The sequence below is a fragment of the Nocardia otitidiscaviarum genome (assembly GCF_007362295.1).
In the GTDB taxonomy this organism is placed as follows: Bacteria; Actinomycetota; Actinomycetes; order Mycobacteriales; family Mycobacteriaceae; genus Nocardia; species Nocardia otitidiscaviarum.
Window position 1 is genome coordinate 632874 of the sequence record NZ_CP041695.1, and the last position, 24315, is coordinate 657188.

The window sequence follows — 24315 nt, forward strand, 5'->3', positions numbered from 1 at the left end:
GCCGATGCTAGAGGGCTCGAATTGATCGATCGAGCGTATTTCGGGGCGGGCCATTGTCTTCCACAAAGCGGATAGTGTAGCTTTCCATTATAGAAAGTTCAGCTATCCATATTGGAGGCTTGCCATGCTCAAGTGGCTGTTGACCATTGCTTCGATCTATCTGGCCGTCATCGGGTCGGCGCTGGTGCTCGTGCCGGTGCAGTTCGGGGTGGAGGCCGTGCCCGCGGACGCGTCGCCGGAACTGGTGGCGCTGCTGCGGCTGCTGGGTGGGCCGTTCCTCGGGATCGCGGTCTTGAACTGGCTCTCGCGCGGCGCGCCGGCGTCGCCGCTGCGCAATGCCGTGGTGTTGGCCAATGCGGTCGGGTTCGGGGTGGTGGCGGCCAATGATGTGTGGGGGGTTTTCAGTGGGGAGGCGCGCGAGCTCGCCAAGGTGTTCCTCGTCGTGCACCTGGGCTTCGCGATCGCCTTCGCGGTGGCCTGGGTGCGGGGGCGGCGGGCGGTCCCGGTCGGGGCGTGAACGGAATACCGAACGAGAGGAGTGGCGGCGGGATGCGGATGGCGGAGTTGAGCCGGGAGTCCGGGGTGGCGATCGCGACCATCAAGTACTACCAGCGGGAGGGGCTGCTTCCGCCCGGTGAACTCACCAGCCCCAATCAGGCCCGCTACGGCGCGGCGCATGTCCGTCGGCTCAAACTCGTTCGGGCACTGCTGGAGATCGGCGGGCTGACCGTCGCGGCGGCGCGCGAGGTGCTCTCCGCCATCGAGGAGCCCAGGGTGTCGACCCACGACATTCTCGGTGTGGCCCAGCACGGCCTGCCCGCACCGCGCGCCGAGGTCGCCGCGGCGGACCGGGAGTGGGCGGCGGGCCGGATCGAGCGGATCTGCGCCGAACGCGGGTGGACGCCGCCGCCCGGCTCCGCACTGGTCGAAGCACTGATCGGGGTGTTGTGCACCTTCCGCGAGGTCGGGCACGAGTGGGTGCTCGACGAACTGTCCGACTACGCCGCGGCCGCCGAGCGGGTCGCCGCCGCCGATATCGACGGCGTCGCCCGGCTGGGAGTCACCGAGGCCATTGTCGAAGGCGCGATCGTCGGAACAGTGCTCGGCGATGCCCTGCTGGCCACGCTGCGCCGGGTCGCGCACGCGGAGATCTCGCGGAAACGCTTCGGCGGCTGAATGATTCGCACGCCGGCGCTAGTCCTCCGGGATCGCCGCGCCGAGTGCGGTGACGGCCCGGAAGCCGGCGGCCAGGCATTCGGTCAGCAGGTCCGGGTCTGTCACTGCCGCCGCATCGGAATTGATTCCCACGCAACAGGTTTCGACATGCGAGACCAGTGTGACGTTCAGGGCGGTGCCGGTGGTGGGTCCGAAGGCGTAGATCCGCTGCACCTCGGCCCCGGCCACATACAGCGGCACCGGCGAACCCGGCACGTCCGAGGCGATGAAGTCAACATGCTTGAACATGTCGGTGAGCAGCCCGACCGGTAGCCGGTTGAAGGTGGCCGCGACGGCATTGGACAGCGGTACGGCCGGTTCGTGCCGCCACCCCTCGACCACGCCGTCCAGGGCATGCATGAGATCGTCGGGCGCGGGGATATCGGCGGGAACGACGAAGCGGGCCAGGGAGATCCGATTGCCGCCGATCGGATCACCCGGATGGCGCAGGCTGATCGGCATGGCCACCCGCAGCCGCGCCACCGTCGCCCCCCGACGCTCGTGATAGGTGCGCAGCCCGATCAGCACCGCGGCGAGGAAGGCGTCGTTCACCGTGCATCCGGTGCGGTGGGCGGCGCGGTGCAGCGTCGGCAGCGGCACGTCGAGGACGGTCAACCGCCGCACCAGGCTCCGCTCGGTCATGAGCGGAGACAGCGTGGTGGTGACCGGCCGGGCCAGCCGCAGCAGCGAACGCGCCAGCGTGACCCCGTCGCGGACCGCCCCGACCGGATTCGTCACCGTCCGCCGCGCGGCCGAGACCGCCGTCGCCACCCCGTCGCGCACCAACTCGGTGCCGGTGGCCCAGTTCCACGTGATGATGTCGCCCAGCGCACCGTTCCCGTCCGCCTCCGCGCTTTCCGCGAGCTCCGGCCGAGGTGTGCCCTCCCGCTCGAAATCCAGTATCTCCCCGGCGATCTGGATGCCGCCGACGCCGTCGGTCAGGCTGTGGTGCACCTTCAGTACGAGCGCGCAGCGGCCGTCGGCCAGCCCGCTCAGCACGGTGAACTGCCACAGCGGGCGGGCCGGATCGAAGGCCGCCATCGCCTCGGTGCGCGCGAACTCGAGCACCGCCGCCAGATCCCCGGGTGCGGGTGCGGCCAGGCGGCGCACATGCCAGGACAGATCGAAGTCCGGATCGGGGAGCCAGCGCGGGGGCGTCAGCCGCAGCGGGGCCGCCACCAGTCGGTGCCGGAAGCGGGGTACCGCGTGGCTGGCGCGATCGAGCATGTGCCACAACCGATCCCGGTCCGGTTCGGAGTCGAGCAACAGCAGCGTGACGATCGTCGAGCGCAGTGCTGGATCCTGCTCCATGCTCCACGTGAAGAGGTCCGACTGTGTCATATGGGATTCATGCGCGTCCATTGCCCGTCACCGTCTCGTCGCCTGTCCTGGTCGTCCGCGTCGCCGCCGGAAACCGACCACCACCCATACTGTGACGCCGATCACCGCCCGACCGGGAGAGGCGAAGGTCCCCGCGCGGACGTCGGTCGTAACGGACCCGCGGATTCCCGTGTCGGAACCCGAACCCGGGCACGGCGGTCCGTACGCTCGGGCGTTGCCGACGACGAAAGGGGACGCCCGCCATGTTCGAGCGCACAGTGCAGAAGTCCATCGAGTTGCTCCTGCGCGGCGGCACCGGGGTGCAGGCGCCGCTGGCGGCCAGGTACGTGGACCGGCTGCGGAGCAAGCACCCGAGCCGGTCACCCGAGGACATCGCGCAGGGGCTGGAGACGCGCTACCTGGTGCTGGTCACCGCCAGCGGTACGGTCGCGGGCCTGAGCGCGGCGGTACCCGGCGTGGGCACCCTGATCGGCCTGGCGGTGAGCGGCGTCGAGTCGGTGTTCTTCCTGGAGGCGTCGGCGCTGTACGCGGCCTCGGTGGGCGCGGTGCACGGCATCGGTGCACTGCCGCCCAAACAGCGTCGCGCCATGGTGGTGAGCGTCGTGCTCGGCGAGACCGGCACCGCGGTGATGGGCAAGAACGCCAGCCAGTCGGCGCGGGATTGGGCCGCCGTGGTGGCCGACCGGCTGCCGGTGGTGCGGAATATCGACAACGCGCTGGTGAAACGCTTCGTCGTGCAGTTCGTCGTCAAGCGGGGTGTGCTGGTGTTCGGGCGGGCGCTGCCCGCCGGCATCGGCGCGGTGATCGGCGCGGTCGGCAACCGGGCGCTCGGCAAATCGGTGATCGCCAACGCGCACAGCACCTTCGGCCCGCCGCCCCGCACCTGGGACGACGCCGCGTCCGGGACCGTCGCCGCAGGGACGTCCGCGCTGGGCTGACCGGCGCTGGGTTGACCGGCGCCGGGTTGACCGGCGCTGGGCTGACCGTCGTTGCGCTGACCGCCGTTGGGCTGACCGCCGCCGGGCGGGTCCCGAAATTAGTGTGTCGCCTGCCGTCCTGTGCGCGGGTGTTCCGTTATCGTTCACCTCACTGATTCACGCTGCTACTGGCGCGCCAGGGCTGGTTCGTCCTATCCGGAGCGGGTAGCCGGTGCGGCACCGCCCGACGCGACCCCCGACCGCTTCGAAAGATCGAGGGAACGTGCCTGTACCGGTCATTCTCGACGGCCGCGTCGTGCGGCTGGAACCCCTTGCGCCGCAGCATGCTCCGGGGATCGCGGAGGCGGCGGCGGACAATCGCGACGACTTCGCCTTCACCCCCGTTCCGCACGGGGTGGACGAGGCCATCGACTACATCGCCCAGGCGGTCGCCGGGCACGCCGCGGGCACCTCGTTGGCCTTCGCCATCGTCGCGGCGGGCACCGGGCGGGTGCTCGGGTCCACTCGATTCACCAGATTCGACTACTGGCAGGGGCCGGTGGTGTGGCCGCTGGTGCACGGGCTGCCGCCGGGCGACCCGCTGCTGGCCATCCCGGACGCCGCCGAGATCGGCAACACCTGGCTCGCGCCGGACGCGCGGGGAGCCGGGATCAACCTGGAGTCCAAACTGCTGCTGCTCGCGCACGCCTTCGAGGTGTGGCGGGTACGCCGCATCGCCCTGCGCGCGGATATGCGGAATCTACGTTCCCGCATGGCGATCGAGCGGCTCGGCGCGACCAGCGACGGGGTGCGGCGGGCGCATTCGCGCGGGCTGGACGGCGAGGTGCGCAGTACGGCGTTCTACTCCATCCTGGACGAGGAGTGGCCGCTGGTACGGGCCACCATCGAGCGGCAGTTGGCGAGCCCGCCCGCGACCCGGCGCGGATTGATCGACGCCTGACGAACGCCCGCGGCAGGCCATGCGACTCGACTATAATTCGCTGGTGTGCTCCGGTCGCGCCGCCGGGCGGTCTGCCAACCGCCTCCGGGTCCGCGGCGAGATATCGAATACCAGCTGACTGCACCACCCCGGGCCCGCCGCCCCGGGCGCGGACCGCACCGCGGGTTCCGCACAATCGAGGGAGAAGCGCATGCCCGATCCCATGACCACCAAAGTCTGCCTGGCCGACGGAGTCTCCGGCGCACCCGTGCTGAGCCTGTTCCTCGTCCCCGAACCCCGGGTACCCGGCGGCAGCATGCTGCACCTGCTCGAACAGGACCCGCTCGCCGGACAGTCGGTGCGCCGTCCGGCCGCCGGACTGCTCGACCGGCTGGAGACCGAGGCTCCCGGCCGCCGCGGCGTCCGGGTGCGCTTCCTGGCCTTCGCGCCGGGTAGCCCCGACCCGGCGCGCACGCACGCCATCCTGCACGACCACTTCATCGCCGACGCTCCGCCCATCGGACTCGACGTCACCGATCCCGATGAGCTGACCCGACTGGAGCTGCTGCCCGAGCACCGGCTCGGCGCCCGCCGCATCGACGACTTCCACGCGCACGCGGTACGGCGGGCCATGCTCGCGGTGTACCGCCATTTCGAGGTGGACCGGCGGATTCCGCTGGTCTACCACGGCTACGCCGACCCGGTCGACGGCTGGTTCGAGAGCCCGGCCGCCCAAGCCTGACGCGGCGGCGGACCAGGCTCAGGTCGCCGGTACGAGGGTGTACAGCAGCCAGGGGCGCGGTGGGGCCTCGAAGCCGAAGGTGTGCGCGTACATGGCGCGTTCGAGGCCGGTCTCCGCATCCCGCACCAGCAGCAGTCGCTGCGCGGTGTCGGGGACCCGGATCTCCTCTGCCCACAGCCGATCCCAGTCCGGTGCGCGGCGGCACAGCGTCAGGATCTCCTCGATGCGGCCGGATTCGGCCTGCGGCACCGACTTCCGGAACCGCTGCACCAGCAGCTGCGCCTCGACTTCCCATTCGACCAGCACACAGCGGGCCATGGGATCGAGCAGCATCCAGGTGAGCAGGTTGGTGCCGGGCTCGAGGCCCGGGAACATCTCCGCGAAGGCGGTATTGGTGGCGACCACATCGCAGGTCGCCGGGGTGCGGTAGGCGGCGGGATATGGGAAGCCCTGTAGCACCGATAGTTCGGCGCCACGCGGCTCCTCGCCGATCGACCGCGTGGTGGGCACGCGCAACCCGGACTGAGACACCATGGCAGTGTGCGGCATCACTCTTCGTGTCCACTTCGTATTCGGTTAAGTCGGATCACACCGATGAGACGTCTCGCAGAATTTCTGTCATTCTGTGTGTCGCAAGCAAGTCAATTGTCCAAGACGGCAGTGGTTACGGGGGTTTCGGCACGGCATGGCGGTCACACGGATCGGAGTGCTGGGACCTCTGCAGATCACCATCGACGGCCAGCGGGTGCCACCCGGCGCGCCCATGCAGTGCGCGGTGCTGGGACGCCTGGTCGCGGCCGGGGGTCGGGTCGTCCCCACCGACCGGCTCATCGACGATCTGTGGAACGGCGACCCGCCCGCCAAGGCCACCGCCGCGCTCCAGGTCTACATCCACAATCTGCGACGTCTCTTCGAACCGGATCGGCCGCGCCGGGCCCGTGCCCGCGTCATCGTCTCCGAATCACACGGGTACGCACTGAATCTCGAACCCGCGCAGGTCGACGCCTGGGATTTCGAGCAGCTACTGCACGGGCACGAGGCCGCCCTGCGCGACCCCACCCTGCGACCCGACCCGCTCGAACAGATCCGGGTACTCGACGCCGCCCTGGCCTGCTGGCATGGCACCGCACTGGAAACCTTCCTCGGAATGCCCTGGGCGGCACAGGAAGCCGCGCGGCTGACCGCCCTGCGGCTCACCGCGCTGGAGCTGCGGGCACGGGCGGCGCTGGAGCTGAACCGGCCCGCCGAGGTGGTGCTGGCGCTGCGGCCGGTCTTCGAGGAGCATCCGGGCCGCGAGGAATGCGCGCGACTGCTCGCCCTGGCCCAGTACCGGCTCGGGCAGTCCCTGGACGCGCTCACCACGGTGCGCCGCTGCCGGGAATTCCTCAACGGCGAATTCGGGGTGGACCCCGGGCCCGCGCTGCGCGACACCGAAACCGCGATCCTCACCCACAAGGTCGGCGCCGATACCCCGACCGCGCCGATCACGGTGCGCGCCGCGCACCCGGATCCGCTGCCGGACAGTGGATATGCCGAGCAGCGGGCCGCCGTGCTGGCGGCGTCGGAAGCGGCGGCGCTGGGCAGCGTGCGCCTGGTCTGGCTCTCCGGCGAGGCGGGCGCGGGTAAGAGCACCCTCGCCACCGCGGTGGCCGCGCAGCTGGCCGAGCGGGACTGGGCCACAGTCTTCGGCCGCTGCCCCGAGGTGGAGGACGCGCCCCCAGCCTGGGCCTGGGCCGAGGTGCTGGTCGAACTCACCGCCGCCGACCCCGACGCCTGTGCCGCCGTCGACGCCTTCACCCTCGCCCGCCGCGTGGTCCGACACTGTCGCGCCGCCGCCGGGCCGGTGCTCATCGTGCTCGAAGACGTGCACGGCGCGGATACCGCCACCCTCCAGGTGCTGCGCCAGGTGGTGCACTGGCTGCGCGACCGCCCCGTGCTGATCATCGCCACCCTGCGTGGCACCGAAGCCGGTGCGGGAGTGCGCGATACCGCCGCCGCCCTGGCCCTGTTCACCGCCGACCGCATCGAACTCGACGGCCTCGACCTGGACGGCACCCGGTGGGCAGCGGTCGCCGCCGGACTCGTGGACGCCGACGACCAGCTGGTGGCGCTGCTGCGCCGACGCACCGGCGGCAACCCGCTGTTCGTGCGCGAGCTGGCCAAACTCGTCGCCACCCAGGGCACCACCGACGCGCTGCCCGACACCGTGCGAGATCTGCTGGGCCGCCGCGTCGCCCAGCTGCCCGCCGCGGTCGTCGACCTGCTCGAACTCATGTCGGTCTGGGGCGAGGACTGCGACGTTCCCACCCTCGCCACCGCCGCCGGGCTCACGCCCGACCAGATCATCGATCGGGTCGCGGCGGCCGAACAGGCTCGGCTGCTGCGCACCGAGCGCGGCGGCCGCATCCGCTTCGACCACGCGCTCATCCGCGAGACGGTGTACCACGGCATCCCCGTGCTGCGCCGCCTTCGCATGCACTGGGCGGTGTTCGAATCACTGTCCGCGCGGATCTGCGTTCCGGACTGCTCCGCCCTCACCGGACGCGACGCCGAAACCCTCGCGCACCACGCGGCGCTCGGCGCCACCGTCGAAACCGCCGAGCGCGCACTGCTTTTCGGTCGGACCGCGGCCCGCCTCTGCGTGGAACGGCGCATGCGGGCCGACGCGGTGCGCCGCTGGCAGTCGGTGCTGACACTGCACGAACTGGCCGGGCACGACGGGGCCGCCGCCACCGACGAGCAGCTGTCGGCGGTATTGGAGGCGCGCTGCGAACTCGTCACCGCCCTCGCCTACGACGGGCGGCACGAGCAGGCGCGGGACGTGCGCGAACAGGCCCTCGATCTCGCCGACCGGCTCGGTGGTGTCGAACCGCTGGTCCGGGCCGCCACCTGCTGGCCCACCCCGCTCATCTGGTCGGCGCGAGACTGGCACACCGCCGATCCGCGGGTGCTGGAACCACTGCGCATCGCCCGTGCCGACACCGGACTGCCGGTGCGTGAGCGCATCCTGGTGCTGGTCACCACCGTCTTCCACACCGCGCTGACCGATCTCGGTGATGCCCGGGCCGCCGCCGACGCGGCCGTCGCGCTGGCCGAACCGCTCGGCGATGCCGATCTGCTGTGCACGGCCGTCAACGCCCAGGCGTTCATCGCGTTCGTGCGGGGCGGATTCCTGCGCGCCGACAAACTGAAAAGTCTTGCGACCCGGCTGCTTCTCGTGGCGGCCGCGGCCGAACTCACCGAATTCCAGGCGCTGGCACGCTATCTGCTCTTCCGGGCGGCGCTGGCCGACGCCGACCTCGCCACCGCCGCCGAACATGCCGGGCGCGCCGCCGAATTCGCCACCGACGGGCAACTGCGCCATCTGCTCGACGCGCTCGTACCCTTCGAGTTCCTGCTCGAACTGGTGCGCGGTGATATCGAGTCCGCCGAACGCATGCTGGGCGACTGGCACCACGAGGGTGTGCTCGGACCCGCGCCGCTGGCCACCCAGGCACTGCCCGTCGACGATGTCACCCGCGACGCGGAGGCGCTGCACATCGGGCTGCTGCTGGCGCTGGCCTGGGTGCGCGGGGGCGACTTCTCCGCACTCGCGGGCGCGCTCGGGGAACGCGCCGCCGTCGCGCCGGAGCTGTTCTCCTACGGCTACGCGCTGGCCCTGCTGCACTGCGGGGACACCGCGCACGCTCGGCGGGTGCTGGCCGCCGCGCCCCCGGTGGGGCCGCCGTTCTGGGCCACCTTCAGCATCATCCGCTCCCGGATCGCGCTGTTCCTCGGCGATACCGACGCCGCCCGCGAGCTCTACACCGCGCTGCTGCCGCTGGCCGGGACCATCGGCGGCCTGGAGACCGGCGCGTCGTTCCTGGGGCCGATGGACGCCGTACTCGCCGAACTGGCCGCCGCGCTCGGGGATACCGAGCGGGCCGCCGCGCATCGCGACGACGCCGAGCGCCTCATGGCCCGACTGCGCGAGGAGGTGGCCGCCCTCCGGGCCGATGTGGCACACCGGACGCCGCCGCGACCGGGTGTACGCGGGATGCCGTCGCGGCATTAGCCGCACGGGGCGCTGGTGCGATTGGCACGCGGGGCGCTGGTGCGATTGGCACGCGGGGCGCTGGTGCGATTGGTGCGTGGGCGCTGGTGCGGTTGCCGCGCGGGGCGCTGGTGCGATTGGCGCGCGGGACGGGTGTGCGGTAGCCGCGCGGGACGCTGGTGCTGGTTGCCGCGCGGGACGGGTGTGTGATAGCCGCGCAGGACGCTGGTGCTGGTTGCCGCGCGGGACGGGTGTGTGATAGCCGCGCAGGGCGCTGGTGCGGTAGCACGCGGGAACCGGGGCGGCGCTGCGAGACGGCGCAGGACGCCGCTGCGGGTGGTGCGGAACCGAATGCGCCTGACGATCGTCGAACTAAGGTGGTCGTTGAAAACGCCGGGAGGGGAGCGAGATGAGCGTGGGTGCGAGATCGGTCGCGGAGTCCGCGGGCCGTGGTCGCAGGGGTGCGCGCTGGGTGGCGGCGGTGGCGGCCCTCGCGGCGGTGACCGTGCTGGCGGTGGTCGGGGTCGGCTGGTGGCAGCGGGGGCATCTGCCCGCGGTGGCGGGGGAGCGGCTGCGCGACTTCCCGGCGGTCGAGCAGGCGGGGCTGGACGATACCCAGAAACGCATTGTGGAGGTGCTGCGCGGCGAATTCGCGCGCCAGCCCGCCGGCACCGAATACTCCGAGGGTGTCGAGGAGCCGTGGTGCGCCGATTTCGTCAGCTGGGTGCTGCGCGAGGCCGGACGGCCGCTGACCAATCCGAACTCCGGATCGTGGCGGATTCCCGGGGTGTACACGCTCACCGAGTACTACCAGCAGCAGGGGCGCTTCGAATCGCCCGGATATCGACCGGGGGTCGGTGATGTGGTGCTCTACAGCGAGACCAGTCCGTTCAGTCAGCACACCAACTTCGTGATTGCCGCCGACGGCGATATGATCACCACCGTGGGGGGTAATGAGTTCGGGCGCATAACCATCCACCGCTATCGGCCCGCGGAGCTTTCCGGCCTGGTCGGATACGGCCGACTGTGAACAACGGCATCCCGCATGATGGAAAACATGCGGGCGTGCCCTAGGTAACGGGGGAATTACGCCCTACCATGGAGCCCGGCGGTGCCCGGCAGCATCGCCGAACGATCCCTGTCCTGCTGCCCCCTCATCGGCAGGACAGGGATTCCGCCCGACGAAAGAAGCTGGATGCCGTTATCCGACCAACCGACCTGGATCGATTACGCCGAATTCGGTGAACGATTCGTCGAGGCGGCGGTCACGGAATCCCGAATCGAGGCGGCGGTCTCCGGTATGGCCGGTCGGGGGATGACCATCGGACCGTTCTCGGTCGGACCCGCCGGACTCGCGCGATTCGTCGCCAAAGGCAGTGTGGGCAAACCACATATCGTCCGCCACGGGCCGCATGTGCACTTCGAGGTCATGGTGCCGGTGAAATTGCGGGTGGACATCACGCTGGGCGGCCAGCGACTGCGACTCGAGGCGGTCGTCGAAATCGACCTGGACCTGCACGCCCGCACCGCGCGACCACTGCTCATCGTGATCGACATTCCGCCCGTCACCGGGCGCGACGTCAGCTTCGTCATGCGGGCGCAGGCCATCGGCACCGCCTTCGAACTGCTGCTCGACCCGATTTCCCGGATGGTGCAGCGCGAGGTCGCCAATCGGCTCAATGCCATGCTCGACGATCCGGAATCGCGACGCGGCCGGGTATTCGATGTCGAGGCCATCATCGACGGCCGGCAATCGGAGTATCGCGGACAGGCGGAATTCGACTGGATCGGCTACGACGAATTCGGGCGACAGTTCTTCCAGCGCGTGGTGACCGCTCAGCGGGTGCGCGAGGTGGTGGAATCGCTGGCGGGCAAACCGATCGAGGTCGGGCCGCTGCGCACCGGGCCGCGCAATGCCGCCGAGGTGTCGGTGCGGGGAAGCGTACGTATGCCGCGACTGGTGCCGCACGGGGACGCCACGAATGACGCGGTGCCCGGCCGCGCGACGACCGCCGCCAGCACGGCCGGTGCTGCCGGTGCGGACGCGGGCGTCGCCAGCGTGCATGCGGGTACTGCCGGTGCGGACGCGGGCGTCGCCAGCGTGCATGCGGGTACTGCCGGTGTGGACGCGAGTGCTGCCAGCACAGATGCCGGTGCGGCCAGCACGGATGCCAATACTGCCGGTGGTGCGGACGCGGGTGCTGCCAGTGTGGACGCGGGGGCTTCCGACGCGGGTGCTGCCAGGGTGAACCCGGGTGCTGTCAGCGCCGACGCGGGTGCTGCCGGGGTAGACCCGGGCGGTGCGAGTGCGTCGAGTACGGGCGCGGCCGCGGACAGCGACGCCGGGCGTACCGGTCTCCATGACGGCAGCCCTTCCGACACCGATGGGCTGGTGGCCTTCGACCTGACGATCCCGGTGACCCTGGACATCACCGTCGACGTGCTCAAGGCTAACCGCTACCGCGCCGAGGTGGAGGTCCCCCTCGAACTGGTGGCGCGGGCGGCCGACCCGCTGCTGATCGTGATCGACACCGAGGCTCCGGCGGCGCGGGATATCGCGCTCGAGGTGGTCGCGGAGGGCTGGCGGGCGCGGATGCTGGGTCGCCTCGCCAAGATCGACGAACAGGTGGCGGCCCAGGTGGCGGCGGTGGTGCGCGGTGAGGTTGCCGACGCCTCGCGCCGCACCATCGACGTGGCCGCGCGGCTGAACAGCATCGGCGTCTGAGAAGTCCGATCTGTCGGCTGTGTCCCCTCGGTCTGCCCTGGGGCCAATGGTGCACATGTGCCCGGTGAGCCTGGCGATTCCCATGTGAATGTGGTGAAATGAGTGCACGTTCGGGGTCCCCGGCGCACTGATGGCATGTCCCGCCATCGGGGAAGGTGCGCCGGGCATGCCGCAGACTTTGCTCGATCAGGTTCGTCCCACGGTGCGAAGGAGTTCTGCGATGCGTTATTCCGATGTCAACCGCCGCGACTTCCTCGCCCGCGCCGCCGCGCTCGCCGGCGGTGCGGCCGCCCTGGGCGTGGCCGGAGCCGCCGTGGCGCCCACCGCCACCGCCCGCACCTCCCTGGGCACGCTGCTCGACTACGCGGGCGGGGTGCCCGACGCCCGGGCCATCGCCGAGGCCGGACATATCGGCGTCATCCGATACGTCTCGGATCGGCGTCCTGGCGCGGAGTGGATGGCGGGCAAACCGCTGCTGGCCGCGGAGGTCGCGGCACTACAGGCGATGGGCCTGAGCATCGTGTCGTGCTATCAGTTCGGGAAGGGGCCGACGGCGGACTGGCGCGGCGGATTCGAGGCGGGCAAGCAGCACGCCCAGCGCGGCCTGGAGCTGCACAATGCGGCGGGCGGACCCGATACCGCGCCGATCTACGCCTCCATCGACGACAATCCGAGCGAGGGCGAGTTCCACGACCTCATCGCGCCGTACCTGGAAGGCTGGGAAGCGGTGCTCGGGCGGGAGCGCACCGGCGTGTACGCCAATACGCCGACCATCGACTGGACGCGCGGCGCGGGGCTGGGTTCCTGGTTCTGGCAGCACAATTGGGGCACCCCGAAGGGATTCGTGCACCCCGCGGCACATCTGCACCAGTTCGAGATCGACAAGCGCACCGTGGGCGGCGTCGGCGTCGACCTGAACGCCGTGCTGACGCCGGACTACGGGCAGTGGTGAACCCTCGGCGTTGAATCTCTAGGTCTGGGTGTGGCAGGTCGGGTCCTGCCGCAGATCGGGTTCGTCGGCGACCACCCGCAGTGCCGGGCGGCCCTCCGCCTCCACGGCCGGGGCCGCCGGAGCCTCGTGGGCGCTCCACGCCGCGCGGTCGCTGCGCCACGAGAACATCGACCAGCTGGACAGGGCCGAGAAGGCCGACCCCAGACTGCCGAACGAGCCCGCCGAGATGATCGAACCGAACGATCCCGCCGATCCGATGGACAGCACCGATCCCACGCTGCCGATCGACAGAATCGAGTAGGACGATCCGATCGACAGGATCGAGCCCTCCGACCGGATCGACAGAATCGACCGCCGTGAATGCAGTCCCCGCACAGTCTCTTTCACCGCCGCCATGTCCCCGGTCTACCACAGTCCACCCCCGCCTGAAACATCCCGATGGGCGGGCCGACCGGTCGGTAGAAACGACAAGGCCCGGGTGACCTCAGGGGTCACCCGGGCATCGGGTCGTCGCGATAGCTTCTACGCGACCGAGAAGAATCCGATGGTCGGCAGGAACGAGCAGGTGATCGGCGCGGATTCCGGATCGGCCTGGGTGGTCAGCGAACCGGAGACCACGGCGACCACGCGGCCGCTACCGGTGTCGGCGATGGCCGACAGGGTGGCCGGGCCGTCGGGGTTGATCTTGGCCTCGTCGGTCAGGTTCAGCACGCCGGACTGCCGCGTATCCAGATTGATCCACTGCACGGTCATCGGCGGATTCTGCGCCTCGGTCGGGCTCTTGGTGCCCAGGGCGGTGAACACGAAACCGGTCTGACCGGCCTGCGGGCCGGGCGGGGGCAGCTGCGCGGGGCCGGGGACGGCCAGGGCGGTGCCGACCGAGTCGGAGGACGGGCCGATGCAGCCCTTGCCGATGGTGGGCCACAGGAACTGCGCGATGACCGGGCCGTCCTGCGGGATGTCCGGACCGCCGCCGCCACTGCCGTCCAGGAACTTGATGATCCGCTCGAGGGTCGACTTGATCTGCGGGGGCAGGTTCAGCGTGTTCAGGATCTGCTTCGCCTGATCCAGGATGGCCTGCTGCGGTCCGGCGGCGATATCGGCCGGTCCGGCGGCAGCCCCGATGATGGCGGGCACCAGCGACGCGAGCGCCTCCACCGGCACGCCCTCGGGAATCACCGGAATCGTCGAAACGGCTTGGGGCGCGGGGGCGGGCTGGGCGGTCGCTGTGGGCACGGCAATGGTGGCGCAGGCCGCCACGGCCAGCGCGGTGATTGCGAACCGCGATCCTCGGGTGCGAAGCACTGGTGTTGCCGTCCTTACCTTCGGGTACATCTGCGGCGATGGGACATCGCTGCGCGACACTCTAAGTACCGGGCCGCCCTGTTGTACAGCCACGGTGTGATCTTGCTGTCTTCGATCGAATCACGCTATCGGACGGACGATCAAAAAGCCTGTTACGCGTGGTGCCAGTGATACGAATGTTACATCTGAATCCGGTGTGGCGTGCGGTTTTCGAATCGGCGTCGCGAGTCGGCGAAAATAGGGCCCGACGCGCACCGCTACTCTGGTGCATCCACAACTCGACCCGAAAGTCCGCGCTGTGACTCGACACTTCCGACTCGCCGTCGCGGCGCTGGTGTTCTCGGTGCTCGCGCGGATGCTGTGGATGCTGTTATCGCCGAACGGCATGAATCTCGTCGATTTGCACGTCTACGTCGACGGGTCGGCGGCGCTGCTCACCGATCATCTCTACGACTTCACGTATTCGAAGGAGACGCCGGACTTTCCGCTGCCCTTCACCTATCCGCCGTTCGCCGCGGTGGTGTTCTTCCCGCTGCACTATCTCCCGTTCACGGCGGTTGCCATCGGATGGCTGCTGGCCACGGTGGCCGCGCTGTACGGCGTGGTGCGGATCGGACTCGAACTCATCCTGGGCGAGCGGGCACTGCGCGAACCGCGCTGGCGCACCGCGGCGGTGGCGTGGACCGCGGTGGGCGTGTGGATGGAGCCGGTGCGCACCACCATCGACTACGGCCAGGTGAACGTCTTCCTGGTGCTGGGCGCCATGCTCGCGGTGCGCAGTGCGCGCTGGTGGATCTCGGGCACCCTGGTCGGCGTGATCGCGGGCATCAAGCTCACTCCGGCCATCACCGGGCTGTACTTCGTGGCGCGGCGGCGCTGGGGGACGGCGGCGTGGTCGGCGGTCGTGTTCGCGGGCACGGTCGGGGTCAGCCTGCTGATCAATCAGGCGGAGGCGCGGCGGTATTTCGGCAAGCTGCTGGGCAACGCCGACCGTATTGGACCGGTCGGTTCGGTGTGGAATCAATCACTGCGCGGCACCATAAGCCGCATCCTCGGCCACGACGTGCAAACCGGCCCGTGGTGGATTGCCGCCGTGCTGGTGGTGGCGGTGCTGGGCGTATTCGCCTGGCGCGCCCTGGGTCCGGACGACCGGATGGGCACCCTCGTCATCGTCCAGCTGTTCGGTCTGATGATCTCGCCCATCTCCTGGTCGCACCACTTCGTCTGGCTGCTGCCGACCGTGCTGTGGCTGCTCTACGGTCCACTGCGCGCGGCGGCGGGCGCCCGGCTGCTGGCCGGGTACTGGCTGGTCACCACGATCGTCGGAGTGCCCTGGCTGCTGTCGTTCGCGCAGCCGGACATCTGGACCATTCCGCGGCCCGCGGGCTACGCGTGGCTGGGCGCGGTCGACGTGGTGGGCGTGCTGGTGCTGTTCGGCTGGATCATCTGGGCGGGCCGAATCAACTCTGCAGCGTCAGCCGATCGATCTCGTGAGCCAGCGCCACATCCAGCTGGGTGAGCCCACCCGCCGAATGGGTGGACAGCGTGAAAGTGACCCGCCGCCAGCGGATATCGATATCGGGATGGTGATTGGCCGCCTCGGCGGCCTGGGCGACGCGCCGGACCAGCTCGATGCCCGCCAGGAAGGACGGCGCTTCCACGGTGCGGGCGATGGACGCGCCGGTGTGGGTCCAGCCGGGAAGGTCGGTGAGGGCCTTGGCGATGTCGTCGTCGGACAGCAGCTCGGTACTCATAGTCCCGGTCTACGCCTTCGATCCGGAGGATGGGCGGACTCGGGGAAAAAGATGCGGAGTCGCAGGGTGGGCGCTCAGGCCGCGCGGGCGTGCTTGAGGGCTTTCTTCAGGTCCTTGCCGCAGACGCCGGCGGCCTCACACTTCTTCATGCGCATGATCACCACGGGGCATTTCAGGCAGCGCGTCTTCTTGCGACAGCACTTGTTCTTCGGCTTCAAGCTCGAGACGTGCTTGGCCTTCACCTTCTTTCCCACGTTGGTTAGCTTAACCTAAGTCGTACGCGTGAAACGTGTGAGTTCCGACTGCCGGTACGCTGTTATCCGGCCGTAGCCACCATCGCCGAACGGTCGATGGCGCTCGTGTCGTCGACACGGCCGCATTACCCACTTGCACCAGGAGGATCAACCGTGTCGTCTGTCGAGTTCCGCAACGTCGCCATCGTGGCGCACGTCGACCACGGCAAGACAACACTTGTCGATGCCATGCTGCGCCAGTCCGGCGTCTTCGGCGAGCGCGCCGAGGTGGTGGACCGCGTCATGGACTCCGGTGACCTGGAGCGTGAGAAGGGCATCACCATTCTCGCCAAGAACACCGCCGTGCACCGGCACAACGCGGACGGCTCGGTCACCGTCATCAATGTCATCGACACCCCCGGGCACGCCGACTTCGGCGGTGAGGTCGAGCGCGGCCTGTCCATGGTCGACGGTGTCGTGCTGCTCGTCGACGCCTCCGAGGGACCGCTGCCGCAGACCCGGTTCGTGCTGCGCAAAGCCCTGGCCGCCTCGCTGCCGGTGATCCTGGTGGTCAACAAGACCGACCGGCCCGACGCCCGCATCGAAGAGGTCGTCGAGGAATCCCACGACCTGCTGCTGGACCTGGCCTCCGACCTCGACGACGAAGCCTCCGAGGCCGCCGAACTGGCCCTGGACCTGCCGGTGCTCTACGCCTCCGGCCGCGCGGGCGTCGCCTCCACCAAGCGCCCCGAGAACGGCACCGTCCCGGACGCGGAGAACCTCGACGAGCTGTTCGAGGTGCTCATGAAGTACGTGCCCGCGCCCAAGGGCGACGCCACCAAGCCGCTGCAGGCGCACGTCACCAACCTCGACGCCTCGCCGTTCCTGGGCCGCATCGGTCTGGTGCGCATCCACAACGGCACCCTGAAGAAGGGCCAGACCGTCGCCTGGATGAGCGCCGAGGGCACCAAGTCGGTGCGCATCACCGAACTGCTCAAGACGATCGGCGTCGAGCGTCAGCCCGGCGAGGAGGCCGTGGCCGGCGATATCGTCGCCATCGCGGGCATCCCGGACATCATGATCGGCGACACCCTCGCCGACGCGGAGAATCCGGTCGCGCTGCCGCGCATCACCGTCGACGAGCCCGCCATCTCGGTGACCATCGGCACCAACACCTCGCCGCTGGTCGGCCGGGTACAGGGGCACAAGCTCACCGCCCGCATGGTCAAGGCGCGCCTGGACCAGGAACTGGTCGGCAATGTGTCGCTGCGTGTGCTCGACATCGGCCGCCCGGACGCCTGGGAGGTGCAGGGCCGCGGCGAGCTGGCGCTGGCCATCCTGGTCGAGCAGATGCGGCGCGAAGGCTTCGAACTGACCGTGGGCAAGCCGCAGGTGGTCACCAAGACCGTCGACGGCAAGGTGCACGAGCCCTTCGAGGAGCTGACCGTCGACGCCCCCGAGGAGTTCCTCGGCGCGATCACCCAGCTGCTGGCCGCCCGCAAGGGCAAGATGGTGCAGATGAGCAACCACGCCGCCGGATGGGTGCGCATGGAGTTCATCGTCCCCTCGCGTGGCCTGATCGGTTTCCGCACCGACTTCCTCACCGAAACCCGCGGCACCGGCATCGCCAATGCCGTCTTCGACGGTTACGCGCCGTGGGCCGGTGAGATCCGCGCCCGCCACACCGGTTCGCTGGTCTCCGACCGCGCCGGCACCGTCACCCCCTACGCCATGATCCAGCTCGCCGACCGCGGTCAGTTCTTCGTGGAACCGGGCGCGGACACCTACGAGGGCCACGTCGTCGGCATCAACCCGCGCGCCGAGGACCTCGACATCAACGTCACCCGCGAGAAGAAGCTGACCAATATGCGCTCGGCCACCGGCGACGTGCTGGAAACCCTGGCCAAGCCGCTCCAGCTCGACCTCGAGGGCGCCATGGAATTCTGCGCCGCCGACGAATGCGTCGAGGTCACCCCGGAGATCGTCCGAGTCCGCAAGGTCATCCTCGGCGCCACCGAACGCGGCCGCGAAGCCTCGCGCCGCAAAGCCCGCGACCGCGCTGTCCAGTAGTCAGGCGGTAAGGTGCCGATCGTGAGATCGGGGGCCTACGGGCGTGCGTCGTTGCGCGCGGTGTTGCTGATGGTGGCGGCCTGTCTCGGGGTCGCCACCGGGTGCACCGCGAATCCGCCGCCGCCCATCGAGAGCACCGACAGTCCCAAGACGACTCCGGCCAAGCCGAGCAATACGTCGGTGGTGGTGGCCATCGACGACATCGGGCTCGGGTTCAATCCGCATCTGCGGGCGCATCAGTCGCCGGCCGCCTCGGCGGTGGCGTCCATGGTGCTGCCCAGTCCGCTGCGGCCGGTGCCGAGTCCGACGCTGCCGGGGGCGACCGACTGGGTGCTGGACGAGGCGCTGATGGTGGCGGCGGATGTGACGGCGCAGGAGCCTTTCACCATCACCTATCAGATCCGCAACGAGGCGTCCTGGTCCGACGGCGCGCCCATCGCCGCCGAGGACTTCCGGTACCTGTGGCAGCAGATGATCACCCAGCCGGGTGTGGTGGACTCCGCGGGCTATCGGCTCATCTCCGAGGTGAGCTCGTCGGCGGGCGGCAAGACGGTGACCGTCACCATGCGGGAGCCGTATCCGGCCTGGCGGCAGCTGTTCTCGAACCTGCTGCCCTCGCATCTGGTGAAGGATTCCGGATTCGAGACCGGGCTCACCGACACCATCCGCATCTCGGGCGGGCACTTCCGCATCAAGCAGACCGATCGCGGCCGCGAGGAGATCCTGCTGGAGCGCAACGACCGGTACTGGGGCACGCCCGCGGTGCCGGACCAGATCCTGTTGCGGCGCGGCGGAACTCCGGCGCAGGTCGCCGAATCGCTGCGCACCGCGGACGCGCAGATGGCGCTGGTGCGTGGCGGGGTGTCGCTGCAGGCGCAGTTGGCCGCCATCCCCTCGGTGCGCACCGCCACCAATCTGCAATCGCGGGAGATGGAACTGGTGCTCAACGGCCGCACCGGCGACCTGGCCGATCCGCGGGTGCGCAAGGCGGTGCTGGGCCTGCTCGATCCGGTGCTGCTCGCCACCGTCGGCGCGCAGACCGGAAGCTGGGTGGAACCGGTACGGGCGCAGGTGCTTTCACCGTCGGATCCCGGCTACGCGCCCACCGCGCCGCCGCGCATCAGTCCGGAGGAGGCGTTCGCGCTGCTGGGTGAGGCCGGGTTCGGGCGCGCGCCGGAACCGCCGCCCAACGCCTCGCCGACATCGCCCGCGCCGCAGCCGCGCCCGGTGGCCAAGGACGGCAAGACGTTGAGCGTGCGGATCGGCGCGGTGGAGGGCGACGAGGCCACGCTCGCCGTCGCCAATACCGCCGCCGACCAATTGCGCAGCGCCGGAATCGATGCCACGGTGCGCAGCGTCGCGGCGGACCAGCTGTACGGGCCGGAACTGGTCGACGGCGGCATCGACGCCATCGTCGGCTGGGAGCGCGCCGGGGACGATCCGGCCACCGTGCTGGCCTCCCGCTACGGCTGCCCGCCCCCGGAAGCCCCCGAGACCGACGGCGCGGACGCCCGCGCCGAGGCGGCCCGCAACGCACCGGCCAATCTGTCCGGGGTCTGCGATCCCACCCTGCAACCCGCCATCGACGCGGCGCTGCGCGGCATGGACACCCCGCAGGTGATCGCCGACGCCGAACCCAAGCTGTGGGAGCTGGCCACGGTGCTGCCGATCGTGCAGGACACGCAGGTGGCGGCGTCCGGCCCGCGGGTGGACGGCGCGTCGCTGAGCGGCGCCATCCAGACCGGCATCTTCGGGGACGCGGCGAACTGGCGGCGGCTGCCGTGAGCGGGCACGCCACGGGCGGGCTGCTGCTGGTGCACGCCCATCCCGACGACGAATCCATCACCACCGGCGGAACCATCGCGCACTACCGCCGACTCGGTGTGCCGGTGACCGTGGTGACCTGCACGCTCGGCGAAGAGGGTGAGGTCATCGGGGAGCGGTGGGCGCGGCTGGTCGCCGATGAGGCGGATCAGCTGGGTGGCTACCGGATCTCCGAATTGGCCAGGGCGCTGGCGGAATTGGACGCCGGGCCGCCGTATTTCCTCGGCGGGGCGGGCCGCTGGCGGGATTCCGGCATGGCGGGGACACCCGCGGCCCGGCATCCGCGGGCCTTCGTGAACTCCGGTGCCGAGGCGGTCGAGGCGTTGGTGGCGGTGCTGCTGGAGCTGCGGCCGCGGGTGGTGGTCGGCTACGACCCGCGCGGCGGGTATGGGCATCCGGATCACATTCGGGCGCACGAGATCACCATGGCGGCGGTGGACGCCGCGGCCGGACGCGGCTGGGACGTGCCCAAAACCTATTGGACCGTCACCGATGCCGAGGTGTTGCGCATGCACACCGAGGCGCTCAAGCGGCGCACGGTGGATCAGCTGCCCGGCGCGCTGCCGAGCGGTTGGCGGCTGCCGCACGATGGCGAACTGGCCTGTGTGCCCGGCGAATCCGTCACCACCACGGTGGATGTGGCGCATGTGCTGGCCGCCAAGCGAGCCGCGCTGCGGGCGCACGCCACCCAGGTGACCGTGGCGCCCTCGGGCCGGGAGTTCGCGCTCTCCAACGACATCGCGCAGCCGGTGCTGCCGGAGGAGCACTACATTCTGGTGCGCGGCCGGCGCGGTGACTCCGGTCCGGACGGTCGTGAGCACGACCTGTTCGCGGGTTTGCCCGACATGCTCGATCCGCGTCCGAGCCGAATGGGAGACTGATCGCCATGTACAACTGGAGTATCCAGAACATGATCGCCGCCTTCGTGGAGAGTCAGAAGCCCCACTTCGAGGCGCAGCACGACCTGTATCTCCACGCGCTGCACACCTTCGTCGACATGCAGAGCCACCTGTTGGAACTGCTCGGCTTCCCGCCGGTGCCGTGACCGCGGCGCTCGGTACCGCCCCGCGCCTCGGATCGCTGTCACAGCGGAACTGGCTCAATGGCGTCGTCGCGGCCCTGCTGGTGCTCGACGGCGTCGTCACCCTGGTGCTGGAGGCGCTGTTCCTGCCCATCTATCTGGGCCACGCCGACGTGGCGGCGGCCCAGCCAACCACGGCGCAGGCGGCGGCGCTGGCCGCCGATCTCACCGCGGGCTCCATTCCCTTCCCGATCACCGCGCTCATCGCGGCGGTCGTGAACGTGCTACTGCTCAAAGGCATGTCGACGATCACCGACCGGCTCGGCGTGATCGCCCTGCCACTGACCGCCTGGATCCTGTCCTACCTGCTGCTCACCTTCGGCGGTCCCGGCGGCGACGTGCTGTTCATCAACGACTGGCCCACCCTGGCCCTGCTGGTCTGCGGCCTGCTGCCCGCCGGCCTGTACCTCTACTACCTGGCCAACCTCCGCGCGATCGGTCCGGCCAGCACGAATTGACGGCTCGGCGGTCGCGTGACGCGGTTCGCCCGCACTGACGGCTCGGCGGCCGCCTGGCGCGGCTCGCCAGCACTGTCCGGCCGGTGATCGCGCGGCGAGGCCCGCCCGTCCGAACTAGGTGGAGCGCAGCTCGTCGGCGCGTTCGCGCGGGTCGTAGTCCGGCCCGACGCCCTCGATGAGCAGCAGGTCACCGTCGATGTGGTCGGCGCGCAGGCGCAGGATCGCCTGATACGCGGGTGAGTCGTACCAGGCGCGCGCCGTAGGCAGGTCGGGGAATTCGATGAGCACCATGCTGCCCGGCCACGATCCCTCCACCACGTCGTTCGGCGGTCCGTGGATGACGAATCGCCCCTCGAAGGGATCGAGCGTGGCTTGGATGCGCTCGAGGTACTCCAGGATGTCGGGATGCGGGCGTCTGGCGCGCAGATGCGCGAAGCCGTAGGCGGTCATGCGGCCGAACGTATGCCGTCACGGCGGACGAGTCGATTACCTGACAGGTAATGCGCCGCCGGTCACCGCTGGCCCAGGCGGCCCGGGGTGACGGCTTCGATCAGTGCCCAGGCGCGGTCGATGGGGATGTCGACGACCTGGTAGCGCTTCTTGCCCGCGGCGGTGGCGGCGGTGATGGTGGCCAGGCCGACGCGGCGTTGGAACCAGGTGCGGGTGACTGTCCAGCCGATGATGCCGGGGGCCTCCAGGCAGTCGCGGTCGCGGTCCAGGGAGCCGCTGCGGGTGATGAGCCAGGTGGGGTTGTCCGCGGCGGCGGGAATGACGGTGTGGCCCAGGCCGCGGTAGCGGTCCCACGCCAGTGCCGCCGCCACAACCGCGGCCAGCGCCAACAGGATCCAGGTCCACGGCGGCAGCGGGCGCACCGCGAGGGCGAAGATCGCCATGGCCGCGGCGGCGACCAGCACCGGGCTCAGGGCGCGGGTGTAGCGGCGGCGGCGGGCGGCGGGGCCGTGCGGGACCAGTGTGACCGTGCTGGGCGCGGATTCGCCGAGCAGATGGGCGAGGGTGCGGTCCACGGCGGCGCGGGGCGCCTGGGGCAGGATCTTCTGCCGGGGATCGGTGCCGGTCATGACCGCCTCGAGTTCCGCCGCGCCCGCCAGGCGCAGCAGCAGCGGCTCGTTGACGGTGGCCCCGCGCAGGCGGGCCAGATCCAGGGTGATCTGGCGGGTGGTGAACAGGCCGTGGCGAATGTGCAGGGTGGTGCCGTTGTCGAGCACCCTCAGGCCGAAATAGGTTGCCAGGTATCGTCCGCAGGCGGCCAGGCTGACCACCGCGACCAGGGCGAGGGCCAGTCCGACGACCACCGCCGTCAGAAACCACAGCCCGCGGTCGCCCAGACCCTCGACCGTGTCCGAATCGACGGTCACCTGGGCGAAACCGAATTGGAAGGCCAGGCCGACCACGGGTGCGATGAGCGCGAAACCGGTGAGCGACAAGGGCGCGTAGCGCACCCACTCCGGTCGCCAGTGCGCGATCTCGACACCCGTCTCGCGGTCGGCCGCCGGACCGCCGTCCTCGGCCCCCGGAACCCGCTGTGGTGCGGTGGTTTTCGCCGTGTGCGCGAGCAGTTCGGCGCGCAGACCCGGCACCAGCCGGGCGTCCAGGGAATCGAGTTTGAAGCCCTCGCCGCGCTCCGCCTGCTGCCCGGTGCCGATCTGCAGCACGGCCAGGCCCAGGATGCGGTGCAGCACATCGGCTTCGATGTCCACCGAGCGGATGCGCGAGCGCGGCACCGCGAGCTTCTTGCGTTCGAGCAGGCCGGTGCGCAGCTCCACATTGTCCGGACCGATGCGGTAGGTGGTGGTGAACCAGCGGGTGACGGCGACGCCGACGATGAAGGTCAGCGCCAGCATCGCCCACATCGGGTTCTCGCTCTGCGCGCTGCCGATCACCGACGCGATCAGCACCGGGATGTACTTCACGGTCTCGGTGATGGGGTGCACCAGCAGCATGCGCTTGTCCAGGCGCTGCCAGGGGGTTTCGAGCGGGGGAGCCACTACCGCGGACTCGGCCGCGCTCGCCGCCCACTCGCCGTGCTCGGCCGTGCTCGCCGGAGCCGCGCTGTGCTCGGTCGTGCTCGCCGGAGCCGCGCTGTGCTCGGTCGTGCGGTCTGCCGCGCTGTTCTCGGTCGTGCCGTCCGTTCGCTCACTCATGTCGCGTCCCCGCGATGTCTGGCCGCGATCTCGGTCAGCTTCTCCACCGTCTCCTCGGCGACGGGCAGGTCGAGCGCGTCGATGGTGACCGCGCCCGCCGAGGACGCCGTGGTGACCGTGACCGTGGCCAGTCCGAGCAGCCGCTCCAGCGGTCCACGCTGGGTGTCCACCGTCTGGATGCGGGTGATCGGCGCGACCCGGCTCTCCTGTGTCAACCACCCGGTACGGGTGTACACGGCCTCGTCGGTGATCTCCCAGCGGTGCACGGTGAACCGCCACAGCGGCACCACCGCGATATTGAAGCCGGCCGCGAGCACGATCACGATCAGCGCCGCCAGCTGCCAGCCCCGGCGGTCGGGATCGAGCACCGCCCACACGATCAGGCCGAGCAAGGGGAATGCCCAGCTCAGGGCGGCTGTCAGAGACCACAGGAGTTTCGCACGCGGGCTGGGGCGCCATGCGGGGTCGGCCATGATGCCGCCGGTGCGCAGAGGCTGGGACATGCCTGCCATGCTTCCATGCCCACACGCGACGGGGGCGGACATCTTTCCTTCGGCGGAATA

Annotated in this window: 24 protein-coding genes; 15 read left to right on the top strand and 9 right to left on the bottom strand. The window is 70.2% G+C overall.

The genetic code is table 11. The annotated features are described in order from the left end of the window. The first annotated feature begins 124 nt into the window (after positions 1 to 124). Positions 125 to 517, top strand: coding sequence for a hypothetical protein (locus FOH10_RS02735; RefSeq protein WP_039816992.1), 393 nt, complete (start codon positions 125 to 127; stop codon positions 515 to 517). Positions 518 to 549: 32 nt separating this feature from the next. After that, complete coding sequence (locus FOH10_RS02740; RefSeq protein ID WP_143979504.1) at positions 550 to 1176, top strand: MerR family transcriptional regulator; 627 nt, start codon at positions 550 to 552, stop codon at positions 1174 to 1176. An 18-nt stretch (positions 1177 to 1194) separates the two neighbouring features. On the opposite strand, the gene FOH10_RS02745 is transcribed toward FOH10_RS02740, so the two are convergent. Further along, entirely contained in the window at positions 1195 to 2556 is a 1362-nt protein-coding gene (locus FOH10_RS02745; RefSeq protein ID WP_143979505.1) for a wax ester/triacylglycerol synthase domain-containing protein, read from the bottom strand. 242 nt (positions 2557 to 2798) lie between these two features. On the opposite strand from FOH10_RS02745, the gene FOH10_RS02750 reads away from it, so the two are divergent. From FOH10_RS02750 to FOH10_RS02760, 3 genes are all read left to right on the top strand, one after another. Next, complete coding sequence (locus tag FOH10_RS02750; RefSeq protein WP_143979506.1) at positions 2799 to 3494, top strand: hypothetical protein; 696 nt, start codon at positions 2799 to 2801, stop codon at positions 3492 to 3494. 262 nt (positions 3495 to 3756) lie between these two features. Further along, positions 3757 to 4434, top strand: coding sequence for a GNAT family N-acetyltransferase (locus FOH10_RS02755; protein WP_029931415.1), 678 nt, complete (start codon positions 3757 to 3759; stop codon positions 4432 to 4434). A gap of 190 nt (positions 4435 to 4624) precedes the next feature. Next, positions 4625 to 5155 (top strand): hypothetical protein, encoded by a 531-nt coding sequence (locus FOH10_RS02760; protein ID WP_143979507.1) that lies wholly within the window; start codon positions 4625 to 4627, stop codon positions 5153 to 5155. An 18-nt stretch (positions 5156 to 5173) separates the two neighbouring features. Here FOH10_RS02760 and FOH10_RS02765 read toward each other — a convergent pair whose 3' ends face one another. Further along, on the bottom strand, positions 5174 to 5689 hold the full coding sequence (locus FOH10_RS02765) for an MmyB family transcriptional regulator (protein WP_143979508.1): 516 nt from the start codon (positions 5687 to 5689) through the stop codon (positions 5174 to 5176). 172 nt (positions 5690 to 5861) lie between these two features. Between FOH10_RS02765 and FOH10_RS02770 the strand changes: the two genes are divergently transcribed. The 4 genes from FOH10_RS02770 (at position 5862) to FOH10_RS02785 (ending at position 12865) form a co-directional block, all read left to right on the top strand. Further along, a complete protein-coding gene (locus tag FOH10_RS02770) occupies positions 5862 to 9209 on the top strand; it encodes an ATP-binding protein (RefSeq protein ID WP_186000693.1) in 3348 nt (1115 codons plus the stop codon). 388 nt (positions 9210 to 9597) lie between these two features. Next, complete coding sequence (locus FOH10_RS02775; protein ID WP_143979510.1) at positions 9598 to 10218, top strand: CHAP domain-containing protein; 621 nt, start codon at positions 9598 to 9600, stop codon at positions 10216 to 10218. A 165-nt stretch (positions 10219 to 10383) separates the two neighbouring features. Next, a complete protein-coding gene (locus tag FOH10_RS02780; protein ID WP_143979511.1) occupies positions 10384 to 11913 on the top strand; it encodes a hypothetical protein in 1530 nt (509 codons plus the stop codon). A 220-nt stretch (positions 11914 to 12133) separates the two neighbouring features. After that, positions 12134 to 12865 carry a DUF1906 domain-containing protein gene (locus tag FOH10_RS02785; RefSeq protein WP_143979512.1) on the top strand — a complete coding sequence of 244 codons (732 nt, stop codon included), beginning with the start codon at positions 12134 to 12136 and terminating at the stop codon, positions 12863 to 12865. Positions 12866 to 12883: 18 nt separating this feature from the next. Here the strand turns inward: FOH10_RS02785 and FOH10_RS02790 are convergent, their stop codons facing one another. Then, positions 12884 to 13261: a hypothetical protein gene (locus tag FOH10_RS02790; RefSeq protein WP_039816973.1), complete on the bottom strand. Its 378-nt coding sequence runs from the start codon at positions 13259 to 13261 to the stop codon at positions 12884 to 12886. A gap of 126 nt (positions 13262 to 13387) precedes the next feature. Further along, positions 13388 to 14170 carry an Rv1157c family protein gene (locus FOH10_RS02795; RefSeq protein ID WP_029931423.1) on the bottom strand — a complete coding sequence of 261 codons (783 nt, stop codon included), beginning with the start codon at positions 14168 to 14170 and terminating at the stop codon, positions 13388 to 13390. Positions 14171 to 14468: 298 nt separating this feature from the next. On the opposite strand from FOH10_RS02795, the gene FOH10_RS02800 reads away from it, so the two are divergent. Then, on the top strand, positions 14469 to 15689 hold the full coding sequence (locus FOH10_RS02800) for a mannosyltransferase (RefSeq protein ID WP_244961558.1): 1221 nt from the start codon (positions 14469 to 14471) through the stop codon (positions 15687 to 15689). On the opposite strand, the gene FOH10_RS02805 is transcribed toward FOH10_RS02800, so the two are convergent. Together FOH10_RS02805 and FOH10_RS02810 are read right to left on the bottom strand one after the other, a co-directional pair. Continuing rightward, the gene (locus FOH10_RS02805; RefSeq protein ID WP_029931425.1) at positions 15631 to 15924 is read right to left on the bottom strand and encodes a 4a-hydroxytetrahydrobiopterin dehydratase; all 294 of its coding nucleotides are present in this window, start codon (positions 15922 to 15924) and stop codon (positions 15631 to 15633) included. The two genes, FOH10_RS02800 and FOH10_RS02805, sit on opposite strands and share 59 nt — an antisense overlap. 74 nt (positions 15925 to 15998) lie before the next feature. Further along, positions 15999 to 16178: a hypothetical protein gene (locus FOH10_RS02810; RefSeq protein ID WP_081592687.1), complete on the bottom strand. Its 180-nt coding sequence runs from the start codon at positions 16176 to 16178 to the stop codon at positions 15999 to 16001. Positions 16179 to 16331: 153 nt separating this feature from the next. On the opposite strand from FOH10_RS02810, the gene typA reads away from it, so the two are divergent. The 5 genes from typA to FOH10_RS02830 all read left to right on the top strand — a co-directional run bounded on the left by typA (position 16332) and on the right by FOH10_RS02830 (position 21590). Further along, positions 16332 to 18227: a translational GTPase TypA gene (typA, locus tag FOH10_RS02815; RefSeq protein WP_143979514.1), complete on the top strand. Its 1896-nt coding sequence runs from the start codon at positions 16332 to 16334 to the stop codon at positions 18225 to 18227. A gap of 69 nt (positions 18228 to 18296) precedes the next feature. Then, positions 18297 to 20012, top strand: a complete 1716-nt coding sequence (locus FOH10_RS02820; protein ID WP_143983820.1) for an ABC transporter family substrate-binding protein — start codon at positions 18297 to 18299, stop codon at positions 20010 to 20012. Beyond that, complete coding sequence (mshB, locus tag FOH10_RS02825) at positions 20009 to 20932, top strand: N-acetyl-1-D-myo-inositol-2-amino-2-deoxy-alpha-D-glucopyranoside deacetylase (protein WP_143979515.1); 924 nt, start codon at positions 20009 to 20011, stop codon at positions 20930 to 20932. Before FOH10_RS02820 ends, mshB begins: the two co-directional genes overlap by 4 nt. Positions 20933 to 20937: 5 nt before the next feature. Then, positions 20938 to 21096, top strand: a complete 159-nt coding sequence (locus FOH10_RS34660; protein WP_162836497.1) for a hypothetical protein — start codon at positions 20938 to 20940, stop codon at positions 21094 to 21096. Further along, a complete protein-coding gene (locus FOH10_RS02830; RefSeq protein WP_143979516.1) occupies positions 21093 to 21590 on the top strand; it encodes a hypothetical protein in 498 nt (165 codons plus the stop codon). The genes FOH10_RS34660 and FOH10_RS02830 overlap by 4 nt, the downstream gene beginning before the upstream one ends. A 114-nt stretch (positions 21591 to 21704) precedes the next feature. On the opposite strand, the gene FOH10_RS02835 is transcribed toward FOH10_RS02830, so the two are convergent. The 3 genes from FOH10_RS02835 to FOH10_RS02845 all read right to left on the bottom strand — a co-directional run bounded on the left by FOH10_RS02835 (position 21705) and on the right by FOH10_RS02845 (position 24255). Then, positions 21705 to 22040 (bottom strand): DUF1330 domain-containing protein, encoded by a 336-nt coding sequence (locus tag FOH10_RS02835; protein WP_143979517.1) that lies wholly within the window; start codon positions 22038 to 22040, stop codon positions 21705 to 21707. A gap of 62 nt (positions 22041 to 22102) precedes the next feature. Next, positions 22103 to 23551 (bottom strand): PH domain-containing protein, encoded by a 1449-nt coding sequence (locus FOH10_RS02840; protein ID WP_143983821.1) that lies wholly within the window; start codon positions 23549 to 23551, stop codon positions 22103 to 22105. Positions 23552 to 23748: 197 nt separating this feature from the next. Beyond that, a complete protein-coding gene (locus tag FOH10_RS02845) occupies positions 23749 to 24255 on the bottom strand; it encodes a PH domain-containing protein (RefSeq protein WP_029931433.1) in 507 nt (168 codons plus the stop codon). Between the last annotated feature and the right edge of the window lie 60 nt (positions 24256 to 24315).